The sequence below is a fragment of the Paenibacillus anaericanus genome, assembly GCF_003994475.1.
GTDB classification, from domain to species: domain Bacteria; phylum Bacillota; class Bacilli; order Paenibacillales; family Paenibacillaceae; genus Fontibacillus; species Fontibacillus anaericanus.
Genome location: NZ_RZNY01000007.1, coordinates 165,453 through 188,875 on the forward strand (window position 1 = coordinate 165,453; position 23,423 = coordinate 188,875).

The following is a 23,423-nucleotide window of genomic DNA, read 5'->3' on the forward strand; positions in this document are numbered from 1 at the left end:
CTTTCTTATACTAAGACGGAATCTCCATAATGTCGACGATACCAACTCATAAAAGCATCAGATATCGCTTTACCCGCCAAGCCATTTGGATGTGGATCATAAACTGAGCTCATATATTCCGGCTTAAGTAGATGGTCATTGGGAGCGGCCTGAGAAAGAACATGAGCAACATCAAATACTCGGCTCACCCCCACAGGTGGATGAGTAAGGATCGTGTGATTCACCTTACGCCATACATTTTCCTGTTCACCGCTAAAATTAAACGTAGGCACAGTGAATAGAGTAACTTCAGTTGACGGAGAAGTCTCCTTTATTTTGGATACAATCGTCGTCAGATCAGTTAATAGTTGTTCCGCACTTCGTTTGCCAATATCAATGTCATTTACACCAAGTGCAATAATGACCTTATTCCCTTGCTTGGCTTTATATAGCCATGATCCATCTGTTGCTGTATCGTAGGCTCTTCCCCAGCCAGAACCAATGTTCCACACTCCAACATTTGATCCCATTTCTGCTGCGATCCTTGCGACCCAATATTCATAAGCATCCTTGGTAGTTCGCACTCCCTGTGTAATGGAATCGCCCAAGAATACAATATGCTCCCCCACGTCCTTTTTGTAACCTATGTAACTAGGAAATACCAACATATTCTCGGACTCCGTAAATGAAGTAGCCGACTCCTGATGTGCCAAGTTCCCTGGAGCATCATAGGCCGTAACAAGCATCTGCTCTACGTTGAAGGGATACGTTTTGCCGGGTGAACATGTTGTAATCGTCCAAGTAAAGGAAAGATAATGCCCCTCAGGCAAATGAATACTCACTTCATCGCTGTAGAACTTCTCGCCTGGTGTTACTTTTTTTGAATCTTTGCCTGCAAAAGTGACCGGAATTTGAGATCCTTCTACCACTTTACCGTCCGGAGTCTTCCCTCCATCAGCCACAAAAGCTGCCTCAATCAACCACTCTCCGCCTAATTGACTTCCGACAGCAACCTGCCCCATATCCCAAGTGGAATCAATTGCGTTACTATGCCAAAATTTAAGATTCAATGATCCATTCTCTCTAAGTTGAATATAGGATCGAAAGGTATGCGTGAATACGTTGCCCTTGTCCATAATATAATTTGTAGCCGTAGAAACAACTGTTGCCGAAGTATAGTCCCCCCGCATTATGCATTCATCGTTTTGTTGTATTCTGTATGTATCCATAGCAAGCCCTCCATATATCGAGTAAAAAAATATAGACTTGATTCCATAATAGATATATAACACTTTTTCATATAGATGGTTACATATAAATCAAAAAAGCGACGCCAATAGGCGCCACCATGTATCTTTTCTGACATTGATCACTTATCCAATAGTCCACCCGTTATATCTTTTCCACCGTACCATTTCTCCATAATATAATCCGTATTATGCTCAAACAAGTCCTTTAAAAACTCAACTTCTAGTTTCAAATCCTCGCCGATATTATAATCGAATGTATGCTTCGGCCATTCATACTCTGCTTTTGCTGCAATCGGAGCAGCCAATAGCAAGGCATCTACTAATCTCTTGCGATTTATTTTCTTAACTCTCATTATGAATTCCTCCCTACATTATTATATCGACAGAAAGGGAGATATCCTTTATAAGTTATAATATTCGGTTCAAAAATGCTTTCGTCCGTTCATGTCTAGGATTACCAAATAGCTCTTTAGGTGTGCCAGATTCTATAAATTGGCCATCCGCCATAAATACGACTCGGTCAGCAACCTCCTTGGCGAATCCCATCTCATGAGTCACTATGACCATTGTCATCCGCTCCTCAGCGAGTCGCTTCATAACCTCTAACACCTCACCCGTCAATTCGGGGTCGAGAGCCGATGTAGGTTCATCAAACAATAATATTTCTGGGTCCATCATCAATGCCCGAGCAATCGCCACACGCTGTTTCTGTCCACCGGAAAGGTGCTGTGGATATACATCCATTTTGTCTGTCAATCCGACTTTCTCCAATAAAGCAGTACTTTTGCTACGTATATCGGCGGTATGTTGTCCTTTCACCAGCTTGGGTGCTAGCTCCAAGTTACCTTGAACTGTTAAATGAGGGAACAGGTTGAAGTGTTGAAATACCATCCCCATGCGGGCAGTAATCTCCTTGATCTGGTGTCCCCCAGAATATCGGCCCTCTTTGACAACGTAATCACTACCGATCTTAATACTACCACCGTTCACCTCTTCCAAATGGACCAGACTGCGCAGCATCGTGCTTTTACCTGATCCAGACGGACCGATAACAGCCACAACCTCACTTTGTTTGACTTCAAAAGAGACATTCTTCAATACTTCAAGACTCCCGAAGGATTTCTTGAGATTTGTTACTTCGATGATCGCCATATTTAGCCAGTCCTTTTATTGAAATTTGAACTTTCTCTCAAGCCATTTAAAGAATAAAGTTAATACAAGAGTCATTAGCAAATATATAATTCCGGCAATAAAAAACGGCATGATCGTAAAATCACGGTTCACCGCGGTCTGGGCAAAATGTAGCAACTCCGGTACCGCCACCGCGTAAAGTAACGCTGTATCTTTGATCATCGTAATCGATTCATTCGACACGGCAGGTAAGGCCACTCGGAACATTTGCGGTAGAACAATTCGAGTCAGTGTATGCCAGCGACCAAGCCCAAGCACCTGCGCTGCTTCATACTGTCCTTTATCAACCGCCAACAATCCACCGCGGAAAATTTCAGCAAAATAAGCTGCATAATTCAATGTAAAGGCCAAGCAGGCTGCAGCAAAGCGATCCATTACTAAATATTCGCCAATGACAGGAATCACGGGTAGACCGAAACAGAAGAATGCCATCTGCAACAGAAGTGGTGTTCCTCGCATGACGTAAATATACCCATGTGCAAGCCAAGCTAATGGCTTTATTGCACTCTTAACGATCAACGTAATAACAAAACCAAGTGGAATCGACAGTATGATAGTGATGAAGAACATAAGTACCGTCGTTCGTGCACCCTCCAGCATTGGCCCTGTAATTCTTATTAAATAATCCAAACTCATATCTTCGTCTCCCCAATAACAAAAACCGGATCCCTTTACTCATCCGGTTCCCATAAGATAATACAACAATCGTAATCTCTACCTTAGTACCAACGACTTTACTCTAGTTCTACTTCAATACTTTATCTTCGCCAAACCATTTCTGAGATATCGTTGATGCAGTTCCGTCCTGATTCAGTTCATCGAGTGCCTTTTGCAACTTATCCAGCAATTTCTCGTTCCCCTTCTTCACACCAACTCCATACTCTTCTGGGGCTAGCGATTCATCAAGCAATTTAAACGTTCCTTCTTCTTGGGACATGTAGTATCTTGCAACCACTTCATCAATAACGACTGCATCCAGTCGCCCCGTCTTCAAATCGCTTAATGCGAGTACGTTATCTGGAAATTCAGAAATTGTCTTGATCTCGGATTTGATTGGAGTTGCATCCAAGGCATCCGCTGCCGAAGACAAAGATTGAAGTCCTACCACTTTACCAGCCAGTTCAGATACCGTAGAAATACTAGAATCGGCCAGTGTAGCGACGACTTGGCTATTAGCTAAATATGGCTTAGTGAATAACACTTTGCCTTTACGTTCATCAGTAATTGTATAACCGTTCCAAATGAGATCAATTCGTCCACTGTTCAACTCGGATTCTTTCGACTTCCAATCAATCGGTTGAAAGGTTACTTCCATCCCCATCTTCTCTGCAGCCGCTTTTGCATAATCGATGTCAAATCCGACAATTTCATTATTATCATCTCTAAATCCAAGTGGAGCGAACTTATCATCAATCCCAATCACTAGTTTGTTGTCGCTATTACCGGAGCCGGAACACCCAACTACCGCAAGTAACATCATACCTAGTACCAAACTTAATAGAGTTATTTTCTTCATATAGAATCTCTCCCTCTTATCTACAAACTATTAATATACTTTAGTCCGGTAATACGTTATCAGAGTCCTATGATACCATATTACCTTAGGAGAGTCGAGAGTTATAGGGGGGCATAAGCGTGGTAATTCCTGTGTATCACACAAAATTAACAAATGTCTTTGGCCGTAAATTGGCTTAATTGTCTATAGATGTCTACAATCTCATCCATCTTCATTCGCACGAGTCCGCTCGAAGAAGGAGCCACAAATTCGTGAACTCCTTCAATAATTGATTCCTGCCTAAATCCCCAATCAACACGGGGGTTACGACTAAACTGACTGTATACACCTTTGCCCACAAAACAAGCAACCTGTGGCCGGTACTCACTCAGCTTTGCATGTAAAATTTCTCTACCCTCTGTGTACTCCTCCCGGGTAATATCCTCAATCCCACGTGTGGGACGTGCGACGATATTCGTGAACCCATATCCTAGTTTCAGCAGTTCTCCATCCTCAGAGGCATCATATAACCGGGGTGTCAGTCCGGAGGAATAGAGTATTCGCCAGAAGTTATTACGTGGGTTAGCATAATGATGCCGGGTCGCGCCCGATCTTAGACTGGGGTTGAATCCAATGAATAAGATCGTTAATCCATAATCTAGATGATCCGGTATTCCTTCCACGGTGTCCTCTCCTTCCACTTCATCGATTTCAAAGGTTGATGAGATCGATTCTACAGAAAGAGGGACCGCTTTTCAAACTACGTCATAACGTAACAATAACTTTCGTCCAACTTCAACCCCATATAGCAGAGAGAGATCGTTCCCTTTTGTTACTCATGAACCCCTCGATCCGCTCCAGTGCTTCTGTCAGTTTCCGGGTTGAAGTTGCATAAGAGCAGCGGATGTAGCCTTCTCCACCTGTTCCGAAGATATGACCAGGCACAACGGCAACTCCCGCTTCCTTCAGCAGCTGCATGGCAAATTCCGCCGATGTCAGCCCCGTATGTTCAATGGATGGAAAAGCATATAAAGCTCCATTCGGCTCGTGGCACGATAATCCAGTGCTTCTGAGTCCAGCAACAAGCAACTGTCTACGCTGGTCAAAACAGTCTTTCATCATATCCTTATCCCCAAGCGCATTTCGCAAAGACTCGATAGCGGCGATTTGTCCGAGCACAGGTGCACACATTGCGGTGTATTGGTGAATCTTCAGCATAGCTGCGATCAACTCAGGGTTGCCGCATGCATACCCTACTCTCCAGCCGGTCATGGCAAATGCCTTGGAGAAGCCGCTGATTACAATTATCTGCTCCTTCATTCCGGGAAGAGCGGCAATGCTGGTATGTTGACCCGTATACGTCAATTCTGCATATACTTCATCCGATAGGACAATCAAGTTGTTCGCCTTGACGATTTGTGCAATTGGCAGCCAATCCTCGTAGGACATTACGGCTCCGGTAGGATTGTTAGGAAAATTAACCACCAATAGTTTAGAGCGCGGTGTGATAACCTTTTGCAAAGCTTCGGCTGTGAGCTTGAACCCCTGCTCTGCTGCTGCCGGAACCTCTACCAACACGCCCCCGTTCAGATGGGCGATCGGAGAATAGGCAATATAGCCGGGAGAGGGAATAATCACTTCATCCCCATGAGCAATTAAAGCCCGCAGCGCCAAATCCACCGCCTCACTGCTTCCCACTGTAACCAGGATCTCATTGGCTGGATCATAGCGGAGCCCAAACCCATTATGCAGATATCCGGCGATTTCTTCCCTCAATTCCGGTAGCCCGGCGTTCGGAGTATACATTGTCTCTCCCCTGTTCAAGGCGCGGATGCAAGCGGCTCTGACATGCTCCGGTGTGACGAAATCCGGCTCTCCCACTCCAAGGGATATAATATCTTTGTTAGCTGCACTCAGATCAAAAAAAGCCCGGATGCCCGATGGTGCAATCTCCCGGACACGCGGGGCAATAAGTTCATTCAGCATGAACAAGCCCCCCATTCCGACTGCTTCGTTCCACCAGTGAGACAGCAATAATCCGGTCTAGCAAGGAACTGAAAGTCATCCCTGCCGCATGAGCGCTTTTGGGCAACAGACTGGTCTTCGTCATTCCCGGTAGCGTGTTCACTTCCAGCACATACGGAATACCATCTAGTAACAGCATATCAATCCGTGCATACACACTGCATTTAAGTGCTTTATAACTAGCCCATGCCGCGGTGCGCACCTGCTCCTGAATCTCCAATGGCAAGGCTATCACCTGTTCATCCGCCCCACCTGCCTCATATTTGGCACTATAGTCGAACCATTCTCCCTGCACCGCTTCAATCCCCAGGATAGGCAGCAGTTCATCTTCTACAATGGAACAGGTTATTTCCTGTCCTTTAATGTAGCGTTCGATCATGACGGAAGCATCCTTGGCAAAAGCTTTCTGCACAGCATTCCGTAGTTCCTGGCTCCCGTTCACCTTCTCCACCCCGATGCTAGATCCGCCGGAAACCGGCTTCACCATCACCGGATAACCCAGTAGCTCTACAGCCTCCGCTGTGAATTCCGCCATGCTGCTCCAGCACAGCCAATCGGGTGTCTGTACACCTTCGCTGCGTAGAATTTTTTTGGACAAATCCTTATCCATGCACAGGCTGCTGGACAACACACCGCTTCCGGAATACGGAATTCCTAGCGTCTCCAGTGTCCCTTGAACCGTACCATCTTCGCCATATGACCCATGTAGAGCCAGCAACGCAAAATCAAGCCCCTTCACTGCATCAACCAGTTGTTCCCGCTGCGTAATTACAATGGGGATGACTTCATATTTGTTCGGGTCGAGCTGCTTCACCATTTCTCTCCCCGTCATCAACGACACCTCATATTCAGATGAAACTCCGCCCATAATGACGCCTACTTTCATCTTCCTCACCTCTTATCCCATTAGTTGTCGTGCCACATTGCCGATAATTACGATACCTTTGCGAATATCCTCATCATTTACCCTGGAGAAACCTAGCCGCAATGTATTCTGTCCTGTGCCATCTGTAAAGAAGATATCCCCCGCAGTAAAAATAACACCACGCTCATGGCAAGCAGCCAGTAGCTCACGGGTATTAAAACCCTCCTCAAACGTTACAAAAAGATGCAATCCACCATCCCCCGATACCGTTGCATAAGGAATCAACTCTTTGCAGCACTCCATGGTTAATTCGTATTTTCGTTTATATTCTGATTTTGCCCGCTTCAAATATTTCTCGAGATGGCCTCCCAGTAGATATTGATACAAGATGGACTGATCCAGCGTCGAGGTGTGTATGCTACGTGCCCGTTTCGTGCTCTCCAGAACCGAGATCAACTCCCGATCGGCAAGAATCCAGCCCACCCGCAGCCCTGGGAACAGCACCTTGGAGAAGCTTCCCAGATAGACCACACTGTTCCCACTGCCCGCCGTAGCGATAAGTGGCGCCACATGCGCCCCTGAATAACGCAATTCCTCGTTAAACCCATCTTCGATCACCGGGATTTCATACTGTGTCATCAGCTTCATCAAGCTCTGTCTTTTCTCAGGGGACATGACAATGCCTGTGGGATTATGATAGGAAGGCACAAAGTAAGCGCAGTCGTAGACCCCTTCCTCCAATGCCTGTTTCAGTTCTCCCAGGTGAATGCCGTCCCGCTCCAAGGAAATCCCTTTTAGCTCAAAACCATGCAGCTTCATATTCTTGATTGCCGTGTGATGTGTTGGATTCTCACAGATTACAGCCCCACCTTTCTTGCTTAGGGCCGACAATACAATATCGAATCCTTCCGTAAATCCATTGGTAATCAAGATATCCTTTCCGTGCATGTCTACACCTTTGTGCTCCATATACTGCCGCAAATAATCTATTAATGGCTTATAGCCTTTGGCGTATCCATAATTAAGCAGCACGTTCCCCTCTACCGACATCCGCTCCATAAAGGCTCTTTTTACATGATCCAGATCGAACAGATTCTCATCCGGAGCTATGCTGGTAAAAGAAATCGTCCCTTTCTCCGCGCGTATTCCACGCTTCATAATATCTAGGTCCTCGGCCATTCGCGCATGCCCATTCAACCGAGTCTTCCAGTCCAGCGTCCATGTAGGGACACTAATACTGCCGGCTGCAGCAGGGGCTACATAGCTCCCTTGACCTTGTACCGCATAAGTAAACCCGTCATCCTCTAGACTCTCATAGGCGGAGATCACGGAGTTGCGGCTGACCTGAAGTAACAAGCTGAGCTCCCGAGTTGAGGGCAGCTTCTGGTTGCCCTGTAAGGCACCCTTTATAATCAAATGCTTCATATAATCCTTGACTTGGATATATACCGGACGTCCGGCAATGAGCTTGAAATCCTTAAACATTCTTCAATCGCCCCCATAGCTATCATGGCACAGACCGTACTTAATAAAAAGAACCACCGTCCTGGATTTTTCATCCGGCTGTGGTTCTTGAGTGGTTGCTATACGATCACTTTATTATTAATACACTCGATGGATAACATCCTCGAAATCCGGTTCTTCCATATCGATATCGTCAATTTCACCCCAACCCTCTAACTCGCGAAGAATGTCCATCGTACTCCATTCCTGACGGTTAGCTTCCACCGTAACTATATTGTCCTGTACCTTGGTAACGTGTATTGGCATGTTGATCAGGGAGGAACTAATTATAGGGTTGTTTCTTTCAGACAAACTCGCCTGGAAATGCTCTGGGATGTGAAAAGCTCCCCTGAATGCGACCCGAAACAACGTAGGTAATCCAATACTATCACGGAGCCCCTGTGTTGTTCCATCATAGGACAGCTGACCTTCGTTGATGACCATAACCCGTTTGCATAATTGCTCAATATCATCCATATCATGTGTGGTTAGCAAGATGGTTTTGCCAAATTGCTCATTAAGTATTTTCAAAAACTGACGGATATTCCGTTTGGCGTTCACATCAAGTCCGATGGTTGGCTCATCTAGAAATAGCAAGTCGGGATCATGTAGCATTGCCGCCGCCAAATCTGCGCGCATCCGCTGCCCCAGTGATAGCTTACGTACCGGAGTAGCCCAAAATTCATGCAAATCAAGCAACTCAGCGAACTGGTCCAGACGCCGTTTTTTGTCTGCTGGAGTAACGCCGTACATTTCGGTCAAAATATCATAGGAATCCTTAACAGGCAAATCCCACCAAAGTCCGCTACGTTGACCGAATACGACCCCAAGTCGCCTTACAGTTTGACGTCGTTCCTTATGCGGGTCCATCCCGCCAAGCAGCACCTTACCTGATGTTGGGTGAAGTATGCCCGTGAGCATTTTGATCGTTGTTGATTTTCCCGCTCCATTTGGACCGATATAACCAATAAACTCCCCACTGTCTACTTGGAACGAAATGCCACGTACCGCTTCCTTAACGATATAATCCCGCGAGAATAGTGTACGTAATCCGGCGAATCGCCCCTCACGAGTAACCGGAGTTTTAAACTGCTTTCGGATCTCAGTTACCTCAATGTTCATGTAAATCCCTCCCTTTTATCTGAAATTCACCTAGCTCCCTGTACTTTGATATTTAGTAATACCAAACTGCCAGAAACGTAGACTTCCGTACAGACAGAGCCCTGCAGCCACCGCCACTACTCCTGGAACCCAAGGTCCAAGCTCACCACGCAAAATATATAAAGCCGGTACATAGTTTACTAGTCCTACCGGAATAACTATTAACAATAAAGAAGACAACCATTTAGGATAGAGACTGAGCGGGTATTGTGCTGCGGTTCGAGCCGCGTCTTCCGTAATGTTCTGCAACTCAGTGATCCGCGTTGTCCAAAAACCAATCGTTGCGGTAGCTAATCCGATCGAGAACATAATAACGGCCCCAGTACAAATCGCCAGTAAAGTCAAAGGTACGGATACCCAGTTCACCTGCCCACGGCTCATCATGGCCCCAAGTGACCAACAAAGCAGAAAACCACCCTGCAGAACCTCACCTAACATAATTCTAAAGCTCTGTGGCATCAGCGTTAGCAGAACGGGAAGTGGTCGTGTCAGTAACTGATCTAGTTCACCACCTACCAAATACTTCTCTAGATGATGAACTTCATCAGCGAACGTGCGGTACAACGTCTTTGACAAGGTGATCACCGCGAAGAGGTAACCAATTTCATATAGTGACCACCCCTGAATAGCTCCGAACTTATACAACACAATGGCCACCATCAAAAATTCAGAGATTTGAATAAGAGCAGCAAGAACAGAGGCCAGCACAAAATTAAACTTGTACTGCATCCGGCTTCGGATACTTGTTCGAATCAACAAACGATACAAAGAAAACCACGATTTTGCGTTCATCCTCCCTGCACCTCCACTTTTCGCCTAAGCCACTGTGTCGCTAATAGACAACCACTTGTCATAAGAGCACACCAAAACAACGTTCCCCATAACAACGAAACGTCACCAAACCCAAGAAAAATTCGCGTAGGTACATACAGAAGATACGGATACGGGGTCAGCCAAGCGAAGCGCTCCAGCCAGTCGGGTAGCCATTCCAGTGGAATAAAAAAACCAGCGAGTAAATTAATCATTGCATGATTCCCCCAATGCAGCCACGAAGATTCCGTAGTCCACATCGCACTTACACCAATTAAATAATTCATACAGATAGCTAAATATGCCGCTCCAAATAGCCCTACACCTACATATATCAGAGTGAGCCAACTACCGGAAAACTGTAAGCGAAAGACAACAACATACAACAAATAAATAGGGAGGGACTTATACAGAAACTGGTAGGCGATCTGCCCCCATTCCCGGGCCATCAAATGCGTGAACAAATGGACGGGACGTAGCAAATCAAGTGAAATGAGACCGGTTCGCACCGCTTGCGGGATACCAAGACCGTTCGTAATAAATCCGGAAATCCACAACGACGATTGGGTGAAGGCAATATAGCTTACCATCCCCTGCGTACCGTAATCTCCAAGAACGTGGTCTTTGCCTAGCCCAATCCAAATACAGGCATACATGTAGCCGAACATCGCACTTGCGATATTATGCACCATGTGTGCACCGCGATACTGAAGATTGCGGGCATAGGCTTTAGAAGCCAAAGTGAAATAAAGCATGCAGCACCTCCGATAAGTGTGTGTGACAGCCTCTGCTGTCTACTTCAGACAAGGTAAATTTTGAGAGAAGGTGTATATCATAGCAAACGTTTACATATTAAGCAACACTTTATTTGCACACCCCCATAATCAGTGTTGGGCGTAGTCAGATATCACTCTAACGGAACTGGCAGCCCTTATTTTGAGTTTTGAGGGTCGAGAAAAATTCTAACGGAACTGAAAGACCTTATTCCTTCCAAATGATGCTCTACTGCATGAACAATGCTGAAATAACGTCTCCTGGTTCCGTTACAATCCAGAACAGTAGAATATTCCACAAATAAGGTCGCTGAGTTCCGTTACAGCCAGCGATTTGCGCTCATGTCCTGCGACTGGCAATCATTTTACAGCCTGCGATTCGCAATCAACTTCGATTCATGGTCAAACACTAGTGCTGGTTTTGTGCCCTTTTATGCTTAGAACGCATGGGTTCTCAAACCATTTGCTCTATATAAAAAAATAAAGCCTCGGATTTCTCCGAGGCTTCACTAGCTAAGTTCTTCAATAGGTTTTCACAACACATCTGTCTGCTATATCGATCTTATGAAAACACCTTATCAAATCCTATTTTTGACCGCTGCAGCAATTGGTCCGGACTTTCAGTCGCATCTAACGGTGTAATCACTTCTTGAGATACCACACCACGGTACCCAATATCGCCTAGACTCTTCACAAAACCTTGCAAATCAATAACACCTTCACCCGGATATAGTCTATCATTATCCAGCAATTGCCCTACGGGAAGGTCATATGCATCGTTTATATGAACGTGAACAATTTGCTCCGATCGCAACTGCTTGCGGAGGTCATCCGCCGTAAACCCTGTCGTATAGCAATGGTAGGAGTCTACCAAGAGCCCCACATTAGGCAATCCAATGGCATCGATTAACGCGAGGGTATCATTCACAGTCCATATGAAAGGATTTTTCCAAGCGGTGCGGAGATGATGAGGACCCACAAACTCCAAACCAAGCTTAACATCATAAGCCCCTAGTACCTCTGCTATAATCCGCAAGCGCCGAACCGCCTGGGCCATAAACAACGCTGGACTCTGATCGGTAGCTGGCAAAATGTATGTACAACAGCTTCTACAGCCTAGTGCTGCAGCCGCTGCTGCTGATTGTGCTAGCCCCTTCAGACCTTCAAGAAACTCATCCTCTGTTCGGCGCCATTCCACGTTCAAACCGATAGAACCAATCAACATCTTATGTTGCCCTAGCAGTTCTATGGCTCCTTCTAACCCAACACAAGCAATTAACGACTCCGCTTCAATATCTACTGCACCAAAGCCGTATTCCGCCGCTAAGCGGATAAACTCTTCATCACGGACCTGACCAATCCCTGCCTTACTTAAGCCTTTAATCAATGTTGAACTCTCCCCATTTTTAAAATGTATTCCCCTAAACTTATCATTAGCAAATTTCCAGATCAGATAAGTAATTCCATTTCCCGGTTAGATATTTTAACTAAATACAATCTCCTTCACTATACCTCCATCAAAATCTTTAACGGCGAAAGCATTCCCTTCTAACACTCCATAAGAAGAAGGGTAGTTAACTTTGGGCAATGCAATAGATCCTGGATTAAGCACATAAATCTCTTCACGCTTCTCAGCTACAGGAATATGGGTATGTCCTTGAATAAATATATCCCCTGCGGTCAGCGGAGGCAATTGCTCCATATGGAATCCATGCCCGTGCGTGACAAAGATCCGGCGCCCTTCGTGGAACAGGATAGAATAATCGCCCATCATTGGGAACTCAAGCAACATCTGATCTACTTCAGCATCACAATTGCCACGGATTGCGATAACACGATCTTTCTGACCATTAAGTAGAATGGCGGTCTTCTGAGGATCATAACCTTCAGGCAGTGGGTTCCGTGGACCGTGATACAAATAATCCCCAAGCAGGATTACGTAATCGGCCTGTTCTTCTTTTACCTTTTCCAAAGCTCGCTCTAACCAATATGCAGACCCGTGAATATCTGAGATAAACATGAATTTCATTATGAATCGACTCCTTTTGATTTATATATTGACTCCGAAGCTAGCCTTTTCTTACGTTTAGCTGGAAGTACAAAGAATAACGAATACATACCTACGAAAAAAAACAGCGCTACACCTTCCTCAGCCAGTAGATAATAAGGATAGGGTCCCAATAGATCCAGTGCAGACGCCGTATCCGGTTTATGATTAAGGAACATGTAATTCGAACCGAGGAGATAATTCACAGTACCAACCACTAATGCCAGAACATTCAGAAACAACAGACTCCAACCGATTGATTTCCACGTTGGCCTCTGTTGCTCGATCCATGTCATGTAGAGTGGAGATAGAACAATAGCACCATGGGCGATGAAGTACTCGAAGTAACGAAAATGTGGATAACCGTATGCTAAGGCGGGTGTAATTAAAGCTTGGAATGCCCCGGCTATTCCGGCAAAATACAGAATCTGATATAGCTTGTTACTTCGAGCAAGTAGCATGATGATTGAGAGAATAAGTGTGACACTACATAACTCAAGCGGCAGCGTATATCGAACATCCCATAAATCATTCGCGAAATACCATGTGTTAAGACCAATCTCCGTCAGAGCTAGAACAACAACCAGTCCATATCGAATCGCCGATGCGACAATTCGGTTCCTCCTGATCCTATGCCTCCCTATATACAAACCCAATACGAATAAAATGATTACCCCAATTACGATCCCATGTTGAGCAGAGAACATAATAAATTCCGGCGAATTCCCTTGGGAGAAGAAGGATAATAACGTCATAAGCGCTTCCTTTCTATCGGGAGACTTGGACTTTGCTTAGTGACTGAATTTCACAAAAAAAACGTGCTACCGCCGTATCCATAAATACAGGGTAACACGCTTCTGAATTGTTTAAAAGTATCCGTATACCAACCTGAAATCTAAGCAATAGATCCATTCGATTAAAAACTGGGTCTTTATTTCTGAATGGAAGCTGTACCTGCTCCTTCGTCTTTGCCTTGTCCCTGTCTAGATATAACGAACAACGCTCCCCAGATCAGAATAAAGCCAACAATTTGTGGACGAGTGATCATCTCTTGAAACACGATCCAGTTAATAAGCACCCCTACCATCGGGAAGCTGAGTTCAGCTAAAGTCGCGACCGAAGCCTTTGTCGTAGTCAGTCCTTTATAATACACTAACAAACTGAGTAATCCTGGCAACAATGCCTGCCCGAGTAGATTTAGCGAAACGCCCGCAATAGCAGATGTACCTGATGGTATATTCCATGCTGCTCCTTCACTCCAAGTGAGAGCGAGCAATATCGGTAAAGCGAGAATAAAACGTAACGATGTCACAGTCTCATATTTCATTTGGCCTACCATCATACGTCCCATAACCGTTGATCCACCCCAGAGAGCGGCTGCTCCTAGCGACAACAAGCTACCTACTTGGACAAAGTCCTTCCAATGACCTATAGGTAAAGTAAAACCGAAGGTTAACAAGTACGTACCACCCAATGCGACCAAGGCCAGTGGGAAGAAATAGCGAGGCAAAGATTCCTTCAGTAACAATCTAGCTAGAATAATTGCGAATAATGGCTGTAGCTTTTGTAACAAAAGAACGGCATTGAGATTTCCGTTAGTCAGTCCCATGGTAAAGAGCACCGTCGCTATAGCTGATCCACCCCACGAAATGAAGAGCAACGCCCCAACCTGTTTCCATCCCAGACCACGTAATTCACTACGGTTCTTCCACATTAACGGAAACATCACTAAGGCAATAATGACATGTTCGAGTAGTACAATTTGCGCCGAGGTGAGCGTATCGAGCAGAAGGATCCTAAATAGAGGATCAACTCCCCATAGTGCTGCTCCTAATACGACTAACCAAAATCCACCTCTTGCTGAATCTCTTTTCATCAATGCTGGTTTAACATTTGCGCTTACGTTCTCCATTTGTCTGTCCCCTTCTTGAATATGGGGTCTACAGCAGAAAGCCCCTGTTATCGACAAATCATCGACAGTAACAGGGGCTGATCAAATAAGCTTGCACAGGAAATAAAGCTGCGGCATGCTATATCTTTGATCTTCTCCCATCCGGACTTTACCGTCGGCCTTGGAATTACACCAAGTCAGTCGTCATCGTTATCCAATGACGAGTCGCGGGCTATAGTTCATTCACTAGGAACAAACCTCACCGCCGGTCAGGAATTTCACCTTACCCCGAAGATCCATATTCAATTGAATTGTAGTTGTATTTAATGATATGAACTGTATTCATTGTACTGCGACAAATATCCACTCTCTGTTAAGTAAGTCACATTGAATTGAAAAATGCTTTAGTTTCATGAAATACATATTCACTTACATTAATATAGCATCATTTTACCCATTTGTAATCCACCAATCTGTGGAGAGCGAAAAAAATCTACAGAAAACTTCAATTATTTAAACGCAGGTACGGCAATCTCGTCGTAATTTTCCTCTAAAAACTTTTTCACTTCTGGACCAGACATCACTTTAGCAAGCTTCTGAATGATCTCAGAATCCTGATTATCTGCACGAGCCACTAGCGTAATCACGAACTCCGAATCATCGGTTTCTGTAAGTAGTGCATCTTTCTTAGGCGTCAATCCAAGTGGGCTGGCATAAGCTGGTGTCATGAGAACCAAATCAGCATCATCCAGCATACGAGCAAGCATCAGTAGGTCGACCTCTTCGAATTTAAATTTTTTCTTATTTTCGATAATGTCGCCTTGTGTAGCTTGAATGCCAACGCCTTCCTTCAGCTTAATTATTCCGGCTTTATCGAGCATGACGAGCGAACGGCCGATATTGGTAGGATCATTCGCAATCGCGATGGTCGCCCCGTCAGGTAACTCTTCCATTGATTTGTAACGTTTAGAATAAGCACCATAGATCGCATTATAAATCGGCTGAATCGGAACGAGTTCTGTATTCTTATTCTCATTGTATTGATTCATATAAGGGACATGCTGGAAGAAGTTCGCATCCACTTCTTTATTAGCAAGCGCATCGTTCGGCTGAACGTTATCTGATAGAACAACAACTTCAAGGTTAATCCCTTCTTCCTTAAGCAGTGGCTTCACCACATCTAGAATTTCCGTCATGGGTGGAATCAAGGTCGCAACTTTCAGGGTTGTTTCTGTTTGTGCAGGTGTATTGTTCTTGTCCTGCTCCGGTTGATTCTCTTTCGCTTGATTGTTACCACAACCAGCTATAACAACCATTAGTAGCACTAGCATCGACATCATTTTTTTGTTCATGATTAAATTTACCCCCTATGTGTATTAAATACCATTTTCTGTCGGTAGGTGACTGCTCCTTGGACAAACGATCCATTCGGTCGCTGCTACCTAACGCTTACCTTCTATCCAACTTTCTAGCAATAAAACCTCCAATGAATTGGATGCTTTGGACCAAAATGATCATCAAGATGATCATAGCTGCCATGAGTTCCGTCTCAAAGCGTTGGTACCCGTAGCGGATCGCAAAGTCGCCAACTCCCCCGCCCCCCACTACTCCCACTACAGTCGAGTAAGAAATAAAACTAATCGTGGAGGTTGTAAGGCCTAGTACTAAGCCAGAGCGTGACTCTACGTATAAAAACTTTATGATTATTTCCAGTTTGGATGCCCCCATGGATTGCGCCGCCTCGATAACTCCACGCGGAACCTCTAACAACGATTGCTCCACTAACCTGGAATAAACAGCAATCGCTACTATTGCCAAGGGAACGGAAGCCGCAAGTGTTCCAATCGCCGTTCCAATTAGAAGACGAGTTAGCGGAATCATAAAGACAACAAGTAATAAAAATGGAAATGAGCGAATGATATTAACTAGGTTATTCAGCACAAGAGATACAGAACGGTTCTCGTAAAGTTGTCCCTTCCGGCACAGATACAGCAAAGTACCTATAGGAAGCCCGAGCAGGATTGCCGCACCAATGGAAATCCCCACCATCACGAATGTTTCTCCGATCGCCTCGACAATCTCGGATCGATATTTGACCACTTGATCCAGCATGACAGACAAGTCAAACACTATGCATCCCCCGCTTCACCTAACAGTTGTTCCCGAAATGATGGCGGAAGAGGAAGCGCCGAATCCCTGCTACGCCCTTGCAAAGCAAAGGTATCGGTGATTGAACCATTCTCCATGACGGACACGGTGTGGCAGATCCTTTTGACCACATCCATCTCATGTGTGACAATGGCTATCGTAACGCCCAATGTCTCATTAATATGTCTCAGCACTTCCAATATTTCCACCGTGGTCTTGGGGTCAAGTGAAGACGTGGGTTCGTCGCATAGGAGCACTCGGGGATGATTAGCGAGTGCTCTAGCAATCGCCACCCTTTGCTTCTGCCCTCCACTTAACTGAGCAGGATACTGATCCGCCTTATCTAACAAACCAACAAATCGTAAGCACTCGGCAACACGCAGTGCCCGCTCTTTCTTGGGAATGCCCGCTAGCTCAAGTGGAGTGGCAACATTCCCACTCACTGTCCGATTATGTAGTAGATTAAATTGCTGAAAAATCATACCGATCGATCTGCGCGCCTCACGAAGCTGTATCTCTGACATTTGAGTCAAGTCAGCCCCATTAACCATAACCTTGCCTTCGTCTGGAGGTTCCAGAACGTTCATCATTCGTAGAAGTGTGGATTTGCCTGCACCACTTTCACCAATGATCCCGTGAATCTCTCTTTCTGCAATGTCGAGAGTGACAGATTTAACGGCTTCAAAGTCCCCCTCCCGCAGAGCATACCTTTTGCTTACCTGTTGCAGCGAAATGATAAGGAATTCCCCCTTATTTTCGACTTGAAAAACTGTACTAATTATTTGCGTTAGCTGTTTATATGGATAATTGGCTTAATTATAGACTATATGCATTGCTGTGTCACTAATAATATTACACTATTTAATTCCGGATCAATAGTACAATCAGTTCAAGAAAATATATATACCGTAGATTAATGACCGCCACGCGGACGGATTATCCTTACGCTCGCTGTTGCTTCCAAATTTGTTTGAATATATCGCAGCACTGATTGCTGTTTAGAGCCTGATGCAACATTCCTATAATATCCACGTCAGAATGAATATAACTATCCATCCAACTAGAAGAGGTGATTTCATGTCATTCCAACGCAAGCTATTAACCGCAACTATTTCCTCCGTTGCCGTACTGTCCCTGTCATTTGCAGGATCAAGCTTCGCTGCCACGAATTCTTTTGCTGATATAAGCAGTACTGCAGCCAAAGACAGCATTATATTGTTGCAAGAAAAGGGAATCCTACATGGGACAAGTAGCGATAAATTTTCACCGGAAGCTACATTGACTGGTGCTCAAAGCGTGCAGCTCATAGTCAATGCCCTTGACCTAAACTTGAATGCCATCTCATTTGTTAAAATGCCTGAGGTCACCGATTTTTTTACAATAGCTAAGAACGATGCTTGGTATGCCCAAGCCTTGATCATTGCATCCGTTCATGGATTCGATTTGCCTGCTGACTTCGATCCAGTTCATAAAATGACCCGTGAGGAGTTCACACACCAATTAATTTTGGCAATGGAACATCAGGGTCAACTGCCTAAGATTAAGATAGTTCCTATTGCTTTCGGAGATGACACCGAACTAGAAGTCGCTTATCAAGGAACTGTTCAACGTTCACTTGTACTTGGCATTACCAAGCTTGATGCAGACGGTAAATTCCACCCTAAAGCTGAAATTTCTCGTGCAGATGCCGCCATACTTATTAATCAGGCACTAGAATACCTGGCAGCTCATCCGACTCCGTCAACAGAATAGGTTGTACCTATAGAAAGGGATACAGACATTCATATGAATGTACTGTATCCCTATTTTTTATATTATATAAATAGATTATGCCCGGATTGATCGGCTTGGCCTAGATAATAGCCAACTCCACCAATTTTGACGCCGTCGATCAGTTCTTCCTTTACAATTCCCATGACATCCATGGACATCTGACAGGCAACCATCTCAACGCCTTGGTCTACCGCAGATTGAATGAGTTCTTCAAGTGAAGCAATGTTACGGGACTGCATCACCTTACGAATCATGATGGAACCGGCTCCCAACATATTCATATTGGACAGGCCCAATTTGCGACTTCCCCGTGGCATCATAGCTCCAAACATGCGGCCGATGAAGCTTTTAGGGACGTTTACTTTGTCAGGTCTGCGCAAGACATTAAGTCCCCAGAAGGTGAAGAACATCGTAACTTTTTTACCACTAGCTGCAGCCCCGTTTGCAATAATAAATGAGGCAATCGCCTTATCCAACTCGCCGCTAAAAACAACCATTGTACTTCCTTCACGTGAAGTCGAACTTTGTACAGTTGCTGTTGTTGTATTCTCCGCTGGAACATTGGCTGCTTTTTTTCGCAAATAAGCCTCGATCATACCCTCTGGCTTTCTCTCGATTTGCAGTACTTCAGCACCAGACATTCTCGCCCAGGCCTTAATATCCTCATAGAATCCAGGGTCCGAGGCTGTGACTTTTAGAACGTTTCCATCCTGCATTTGGTCCATCTGCTTCTTGACTCTAATTAAGGGTCCAGGACAACTGAGTCCGCAAGCATCAAGCGTAACATTAACATTTGCTTCGAATGTCTCCACCTCTAGTGCTGTTGCAACTTCCTCTTTCGCTGTTTTATCAGGTGATATACTCGGCTGAGCATTAGCAGCAGACCCAGCAGATCCGGTTCCTGTTTCTCCCGTAATGCTCGCCGGTTGATATTGGCTCATTAAATAGGTACTGTAACCTCCGGTCAAATTTCTTACCTTAAACCCATGTTGGCTTAGAATCCGCGAGGCTGTATAACCACGGAGACCTACTTGGCAATATACCCAGATTTCCTTATTCTTATCGAGTTCACCCAGACGGCTCCGCAACTCATCAACTGGAATTAACAGCGAGTCAGGAATATGACCGTTTGCATGCTCTATTGCCGACCGCACATCAACTAGCACCGTATTTGAAGTATCGCGTGACTCCAGATCTTTTGGCAAATAGACCGCAGTCCTACCACTCACTACGTTCTCAGCCGTATACCCTGCCATATTAACGGGGTCCTTAGCGGAAGAGTATGGCGGAGCATAAGCCAGTTCCAGTTCAGTAAGATCACTCACATTACCTTTAAAATGGATAACTGTTGCAATATCATCAATTCGCTTATCCACTCCAATATAACCAACTGCTTGAGCGCCGAGTATCGTTCCACTCTCATTAAACAATAGCTTGATGGTCATAGGCATGGCACCTGGATAATAAGAAGCATGTGAATTGGGATGAACATAAGTGACATGATAAGGAACACCTAGCCGAGTTAAAGTCTTTTCGTTGTTACCTGTTGTAGCTCCTGTAAGCCCAAATACCTTGATGATCGAGGTGCCTTGAGTTCCGCGATACGTGGTAGGTAATCCTGCGACGTTATCTGCAGCAATCCGCCCCTGTTTATTAGCTGGACCAGCCAGTGGAACTGCGGTTTTGAACCCACTCACGTAATCAGTTACCTCAATAGCATCTCCCACTGCATACACATGTTCAAGATTGGTTTCCATTCGTTCATTAACGACAATATGCCCTCTAGGCCCAAGTTCCAGTCCACTTCCTGACAGGAATCCAGTATCCGGAGCAACCCCGATCGCCAGCACCACGATATCAGCTATAAGCGCTGTACCACTAGCCAGATTTACTAAGGTCTGTGTCCCTTGCTCAGCAAAAGATGCAACACCGTCATTTAAAATAAGGTTAACTCCATGCTGTTCCAGTTCCTTTGACAACTTACCTGACATTTCATAATCAAAAGGTGCTAGTAATTGTGGACCCCCTTCGACCAATGTCACCTCTAGACCCAATTCCCGCAAATTCTCGGCCATCTCGACCCCAATGAATCCCCCGCCGATTACAACGGCTGTACGGCATGATTGTTCCGTAACCAGCTTCTTAATTCGATCCGTATCCGGAATATTGCGCAGTGTATGAATCCCTGACCCGTTTATGCCTGGTAACGGCGGCTTAATCGGACGAGCACCAGGTGAGAGAATTACCGCATCGTAGGTTTCATCATATTCGCCACGTTCTTTACTTCTAACACGGACGGTCTTTGAGTTTGGATCAAGCGAGATCACTTCACTTTCAATCCGTACGTCAATGTTGAATCGTTTGTACATGGCTTCTGGAGTCTGAATCAACAGTTTGCTGCGTTCTTTAATCGAGTCTCCTATATAATATGGTAAGCCACAATTAGCAAATGAAATATGATGATCCCGCTCGAACATGACGATATGTGCATCCTCATCCAAACGGCGTAACCTTGCAGCTGCCGAAGCTCCTCCAGCAACTCCGCCGACAATTAATACTTTTTTACTCATTTATAGTTCCTCCCCAAAAATAGCCTCAATTAGTTTAATCACGGTGTCATTCTTGATCATATAGTTGATCTCCAAACCACTGCGCTCAGCCACAACAATCCCTGCATTCCGTAACTTCTGCAGATGCTGCGATACGGTAGATTGCGGAATATCGAGACATTCCTGCATATGGGATACATTACAGCGTCCCTTCTCCAGCAAGCCTTTGACGATGCATAAACGCACCGGATGAGCTAAAGCTTTGAGCAGTTCAGAGGCTTCATCATAAGCTTTGAAATTATTGTCCAAGTGATGCCATCTCCTCATACCTTATATTTATATATCACTATATTACGATATTACGATATATAAAGCAAATTTTATTGACTATTCTATTTCCAGTAATTTATTATTTAGGGATTAGAGAGGGAGTATGATCATGACAATAAAACCATTAGAAGATCAATTGATACAATTCCGTCACGACCTACATACTTATCCTGAATTATCAAATCAAGAGTTTGAAACGACACATAAAATACGCACAGTACTCGAGCAATACGGGATTTCAATTTGTGATTTACCATTAACTACGGGCCTAGTTGCTGAAATCAAAGGAGATCTCCCCGGTCCAATCATAGCTTTACGTGGAGATATTGATGCACTGCCGATTCTGGAACAATCAGATGTGGATTTCCCCTCCCTACATAAAGGCGTTATGCATGCCTGCGGTCATGATTTTCATACCTCAGTGATGCTCGGTGCAGCGATCCTACTGAATGAACAGAAGATGATTTTACCTGGGACGGTACGTATTCTGTTCCAACCTGCTGAGGAAACTGGACATGGTGCCATAAACATTCTGAACACGGGGATTCTGGATCATGTATCGGCTATATTTGGTCTGCATAATGATCCTACCCTCAAGGTGGGTGAGTTCGGAACAAAGACTGGAGCTCTAACTGCTGGGGTAGATCGTTTTGAAATTCATGTGACAGGAGTTGGCGCGCATGCTGCCAAGCCACATGAAGGTAATGATCCTATTCTTATTACCGGAGCGATTATTGGGGCACTTCAAAGTATTATCAGCCGGAATGTGTCCTCTTCTGATAATGCCGTGCTCAGTATTACACAAATTCACAGTGGGACAACATGGAATGTGATTCCAGAGAGTGCCTATTTGGAGGGAACCGTTCGCACGTTTAATAGCGAGACTCGTTCCTATATTCGCAAGCGTATGGAGCAAATACTGCGGGGAATCGGTGAATCGTTTGATGCAAAAGTCACGTTAAACTGGCATCCAGGTCCGCCTTCTGTTATGAACACGGCCGAATGGGCCGACTTATCGCTAGAGATTGCTACACAACATGGCTATGATGCGAAGACGATCCCGGTCACTTCAGTTGGTGAAGACTTTGCCTACTACCAAGAGAAGCTCCCGGGTGCTTTTGTAATGATTGGCTCTGGTGGTCCTTACGATCTACATCATCCGAAGTTTAAAGTCGCTGATGCTGCACTTTATCCCGCATCCACCTATTTTGTAAAATTGGCGTTCGCCGCATTGGAGAAACTACAGGATAGAGAATCATAATCTGCGAGAAAATAGATTCCGGCATAAAGCTGATGGGGCTCCTTGTGTTATCCCATCCCCATATGATTGTTGGCCTCACAAGATAGTTCCCAGGTTCGTAACTCGTAGGTTTCAACACCTGCCTGCACATACGGATCTGCTTCGGCAATTTGCTTAGCCTCTTCAAATGAAGTTGCTTTAATGATCACCATACCACCACGGTAACCAATAAATGGTCCGCAGAGTTCAAGCTTGCCTTGACCGTCCAGCTGCTTCAGATGCTGGACGTGAGCGCGGATCAATTCCTCAGTCATCTCTTTGCCAGGTACCTTAGACAATAAAATCACATAACGTAAGTCCTCTGCATTTGTCACGTACATTAAGATCACTCCC

At 45.0% G+C, this 23,423-nt stretch carries 24 protein-coding genes and 1 riboswitch; of the genes, 2 read left to right on the forward strand and 22 right to left on the reverse strand.

What is annotated here, in order from left to right; translation table 11 throughout:
- Positions 1–5: 5 nt before the first annotated feature.
- From EJP82_RS10915 to EJP82_RS11005, 19 genes are all read right to left on the reverse strand, one after another.
- Positions 6–1,208 carry an SGNH/GDSL hydrolase family protein gene (locus EJP82_RS10915; RefSeq protein ID WP_246054044.1) on the reverse strand — a complete coding sequence of 401 codons (1,203 nt, stop codon included), beginning with the start codon at positions 1,206–1,208 and terminating at the stop codon, positions 6–8.
- Between the two features lie 140 nt (positions 1,209–1,348).
- On the reverse strand, positions 1,349–1,582 hold the full coding sequence (locus EJP82_RS10920; RefSeq protein WP_127192080.1) for a hypothetical protein: 234 nt from the start codon (positions 1,580–1,582) through the stop codon (positions 1,349–1,351).
- A 55-nt stretch (positions 1,583–1,637) separates the two neighbouring features.
- Positions 1,638–2,381, reverse strand: a complete 744-nt coding sequence (locus EJP82_RS10925; protein ID WP_127192081.1) for an amino acid ABC transporter ATP-binding protein — start codon at positions 2,379–2,381, stop codon at positions 1,638–1,640.
- 15 nt (positions 2,382–2,396) lie between these two features.
- A complete protein-coding gene (locus EJP82_RS10930; protein ID WP_127192082.1) occupies positions 2,397–3,056 on the reverse strand; it encodes an amino acid ABC transporter permease in 660 nt (219 codons plus the stop codon).
- Positions 3,057–3,165: 109 nt separating this feature from the next.
- Positions 3,166–3,936 (reverse strand): amino acid ABC transporter substrate-binding protein, encoded by a 771-nt coding sequence (locus EJP82_RS10935; protein WP_127192083.1) that lies wholly within the window; start codon positions 3,934–3,936, stop codon positions 3,166–3,168.
- Between the two features lie 146 nt (positions 3,937–4,082).
- Positions 4,083–4,598, reverse strand: a complete 516-nt coding sequence (locus EJP82_RS10940) for a mismatch-specific DNA-glycosylase (RefSeq protein ID WP_127192084.1) — start codon at positions 4,596–4,598, stop codon at positions 4,083–4,085.
- Between the two features lie 112 nt (positions 4,599–4,710).
- Positions 4,711–5,901: an aminotransferase class I/II-fold pyridoxal phosphate-dependent enzyme gene (locus EJP82_RS10945; RefSeq protein ID WP_127192085.1), complete on the reverse strand. Its 1,191-nt coding sequence runs from the start codon at positions 5,899–5,901 to the stop codon at positions 4,711–4,713.
- Positions 5,891–6,826, reverse strand: coding sequence for a D-alanine--D-alanine ligase (locus tag EJP82_RS10950; RefSeq protein WP_127192086.1), 936 nt, complete (start codon positions 6,824–6,826; stop codon positions 5,891–5,893). The genes EJP82_RS10945 and EJP82_RS10950 overlap by 11 nt, the downstream gene beginning before the upstream one ends.
- Before the next feature lie 12 nt (positions 6,827–6,838).
- Positions 6,839–8,290, reverse strand: coding sequence for an aminotransferase-like domain-containing protein (locus tag EJP82_RS10955; protein WP_127192087.1), 1,452 nt, complete (start codon positions 8,288–8,290; stop codon positions 6,839–6,841).
- Positions 8,291–8,407: 117 nt separating this feature from the next.
- A complete protein-coding gene (locus EJP82_RS10960; RefSeq protein ID WP_127192088.1) occupies positions 8,408–9,430 on the reverse strand; it encodes an ABC transporter ATP-binding protein in 1,023 nt (340 codons plus the stop codon).
- 30 nt (positions 9,431–9,460) lie between these two features.
- Positions 9,461–10,261, reverse strand: a complete 801-nt coding sequence (locus tag EJP82_RS10965; protein ID WP_127192089.1) for an ABC transporter permease — start codon at positions 10,259–10,261, stop codon at positions 9,461–9,463.
- Positions 10,258–11,034 carry an ABC transporter permease gene (locus EJP82_RS10970; protein WP_127192090.1) on the reverse strand — a complete coding sequence of 259 codons (777 nt, stop codon included), beginning with the start codon at positions 11,032–11,034 and terminating at the stop codon, positions 10,258–10,260. The genes EJP82_RS10965 and EJP82_RS10970 overlap by 4 nt, the downstream gene beginning before the upstream one ends.
- Before the next feature lie 580 nt (positions 11,035–11,614).
- Complete coding sequence (locus EJP82_RS10975; protein ID WP_127192091.1) at positions 11,615–12,439, reverse strand: sugar phosphate isomerase/epimerase family protein; 825 nt, start codon at positions 12,437–12,439, stop codon at positions 11,615–11,617.
- Between the two features lie 96 nt (positions 12,440–12,535).
- Positions 12,536–13,081, reverse strand: coding sequence for a phosphodiesterase (gene yfcE / locus EJP82_RS10980; RefSeq protein ID WP_127192092.1), 546 nt, complete (start codon positions 13,079–13,081; stop codon positions 12,536–12,538).
- Positions 13,081–13,854, reverse strand: coding sequence for a YwaF family protein (locus EJP82_RS10985; RefSeq protein ID WP_127192093.1), 774 nt, complete (start codon positions 13,852–13,854; stop codon positions 13,081–13,083). Before EJP82_RS10985 ends, yfcE begins: the two co-directional genes overlap by 1 nt.
- Before the next feature lie 176 nt (positions 13,855–14,030).
- The gene (locus EJP82_RS10990) at positions 14,031–15,011 is read right to left on the reverse strand and encodes a DMT family transporter (protein WP_127192094.1); all 981 of its coding nucleotides are present in this window, start codon (positions 15,009–15,011) and stop codon (positions 14,031–14,033) included.
- 125 nt (positions 15,012–15,136) lie between these two features.
- Positions 15,137–15,290, reverse strand: a riboswitch (FMN riboswitch).
- Between the two features lie 209 nt (positions 15,291–15,499).
- Positions 15,500–16,342 (reverse strand): MetQ/NlpA family ABC transporter substrate-binding protein, encoded by an 843-nt coding sequence (locus EJP82_RS10995; RefSeq protein ID WP_127192095.1) that lies wholly within the window; start codon positions 16,340–16,342, stop codon positions 15,500–15,502.
- Positions 16,343–16,439: 97 nt separating this feature from the next.
- On the reverse strand, positions 16,440–17,102 hold the full coding sequence (locus tag EJP82_RS11000; RefSeq protein WP_370877650.1) for a methionine ABC transporter permease: 663 nt from the start codon (positions 17,100–17,102) through the stop codon (positions 16,440–16,442).
- 17 nt (positions 17,103–17,119) lie between these two features.
- Positions 17,120–17,875, reverse strand: a complete 756-nt coding sequence (locus tag EJP82_RS11005; protein ID WP_127192096.1) for a methionine ABC transporter ATP-binding protein — start codon at positions 17,873–17,875, stop codon at positions 17,120–17,122.
- Between the two features lie 340 nt (positions 17,876–18,215).
- Here EJP82_RS11005 and EJP82_RS11010 point away from each other — a divergent pair, with 340 nt between their 5' ends.
- Positions 18,216–18,890, forward strand: a complete 675-nt coding sequence (locus EJP82_RS11010) for an S-layer homology domain-containing protein (RefSeq protein WP_127192097.1) — start codon at positions 18,216–18,218, stop codon at positions 18,888–18,890.
- Positions 18,891–18,952: 62 nt separating this feature from the next.
- On the opposite strand, the gene EJP82_RS11015 is transcribed toward EJP82_RS11010, so the two are convergent.
- Positions 18,953–21,481, reverse strand: a complete 2,529-nt coding sequence (locus EJP82_RS11015; protein WP_127192098.1) for an FAD-dependent oxidoreductase — start codon at positions 21,479–21,481, stop codon at positions 18,953–18,955.
- The gene (locus EJP82_RS11020) at positions 21,482–21,769 is read right to left on the reverse strand and encodes an ArsR/SmtB family transcription factor (protein ID WP_127192099.1); all 288 of its coding nucleotides are present in this window, start codon (positions 21,767–21,769) and stop codon (positions 21,482–21,484) included. It abuts the gene before it with no gap.
- A 130-nt stretch (positions 21,770–21,899) separates the two neighbouring features.
- Between EJP82_RS11020 and EJP82_RS11025 the strand changes: the two genes are divergently transcribed.
- Positions 21,900–23,051, forward strand: coding sequence for an amidohydrolase (locus EJP82_RS11025; RefSeq protein ID WP_211350079.1), 1,152 nt, complete (start codon positions 21,900–21,902; stop codon positions 23,049–23,051).
- Positions 23,052–23,098: 47 nt separating this feature from the next.
- Here the strand turns inward: EJP82_RS11025 and EJP82_RS11030 are convergent, their stop codons facing one another.
- Positions 23,099–23,410 (reverse strand): YciI family protein, encoded by a 312-nt coding sequence (locus EJP82_RS11030; protein WP_127192101.1) that lies wholly within the window; start codon positions 23,408–23,410, stop codon positions 23,099–23,101.
- Positions 23,411–23,423: the final 13 nt, after the last annotated feature.

Excerpts from the sequence above, each read along its gene's own strand:
- EJP82_RS10915 (WP_246054044.1), bottom strand. The coding sequence starts at position 1,208 with ATGGATACATACAGAATACAACAAAACGATGAATGCATAATGCGGGGG.
- EJP82_RS10920 (WP_127192080.1), bottom strand. The coding sequence starts at position 1,582 with ATGAGAGTTAAGAAAATAAATCGCAAGAGATTAGTAGATGCCTTGCTA.
- EJP82_RS10925 (WP_127192081.1), bottom strand. The coding sequence starts at position 2,381 with ATGGCGATCATCGAAGTAACAAATCTCAAGAAATCCTTCGGGAGTCTT.
- EJP82_RS10930 (WP_127192082.1), bottom strand. The coding sequence starts at position 3,056 with ATGAGTTTGGATTATTTAATAAGAATTACAGGGCCAATGCTGGAGGGT.
- EJP82_RS10935 (WP_127192083.1), bottom strand. The coding sequence starts at position 3,936 with ATGAAGAAAATAACTCTATTAAGTTTGGTACTAGGTATGATGTTACTT.
- EJP82_RS10945 (WP_127192085.1), bottom strand. The coding sequence starts at position 5,901 with ATGCTGAATGAACTTATTGCCCCGCGTGTCCGGGAGATTGCACCATCG.
- EJP82_RS10950 (WP_127192086.1), bottom strand. The coding sequence starts at position 6,826 with ATGAAAGTAGGCGTCATTATGGGCGGAGTTTCATCTGAATATGAGGTG.
- EJP82_RS10955 (WP_127192087.1), bottom strand. The coding sequence starts at position 8,290 with ATGTTTAAGGATTTCAAGCTCATTGCCGGACGTCCGGTATATATCCAA.
- EJP82_RS10960 (WP_127192088.1), bottom strand. The coding sequence starts at position 9,430 with ATGAACATTGAGGTAACTGAGATCCGAAAGCAGTTTAAAACTCCGGTT.
- EJP82_RS10965 (WP_127192089.1), bottom strand. The coding sequence starts at position 10,261 with ATGAACGCAAAATCGTGGTTTTCTTTGTATCGTTTGTTGATTCGAACA.
- EJP82_RS10970 (WP_127192090.1), bottom strand. The coding sequence starts at position 11,034 with ATGCTTTATTTCACTTTGGCTTCTAAAGCCTATGCCCGCAATCTTCAG.
- yfcE (WP_127192092.1), bottom strand. The coding sequence starts at position 13,081 with ATGAAATTCATGTTTATCTCAGATATTCACGGGTCTGCATATTGGTTA.
- EJP82_RS10985 (WP_127192093.1), bottom strand. The coding sequence starts at position 13,854 with ATGACGTTATTATCCTTCTTCTCCCAAGGGAATTCGCCGGAATTTATT.
- EJP82_RS10990 (WP_127192094.1), bottom strand. The coding sequence starts at position 15,011 with ATGGAGAACGTAAGCGCAAATGTTAAACCAGCATTGATGAAAAGAGAT.
- EJP82_RS10995 (WP_127192095.1), bottom strand. The coding sequence starts at position 16,342 with ATGAACAAAAAAATGATGTCGATGCTAGTGCTACTAATGGTTGTTATA.
- EJP82_RS11000 (WP_370877650.1), bottom strand. The coding sequence starts at position 17,102 with ATGCTGGATCAAGTGGTCAAATATCGATCCGAGATTGTCGAGGCGATC.
- EJP82_RS11010 (WP_127192097.1), top strand. The coding sequence starts at position 18,216 with ATGTCATTCCAACGCAAGCTATTAACCGCAACTATTTCCTCCGTTGCC.
- EJP82_RS11015 (WP_127192098.1), bottom strand. The coding sequence starts at position 21,481 with ATGAGTAAAAAAGTATTAATTGTCGGCGGAGTTGCTGGAGGAGCTTCG.
- EJP82_RS11025 (WP_211350079.1), top strand. The coding sequence starts at position 21,900 with ATGACAATAAAACCATTAGAAGATCAATTGATACAATTCCGTCACGAC.
- EJP82_RS11030 (WP_127192101.1), bottom strand. The coding sequence starts at position 23,410 with ATGTACGTGACAAATGCAGAGGACTTACGTTATGTGATTTTATTGTCT.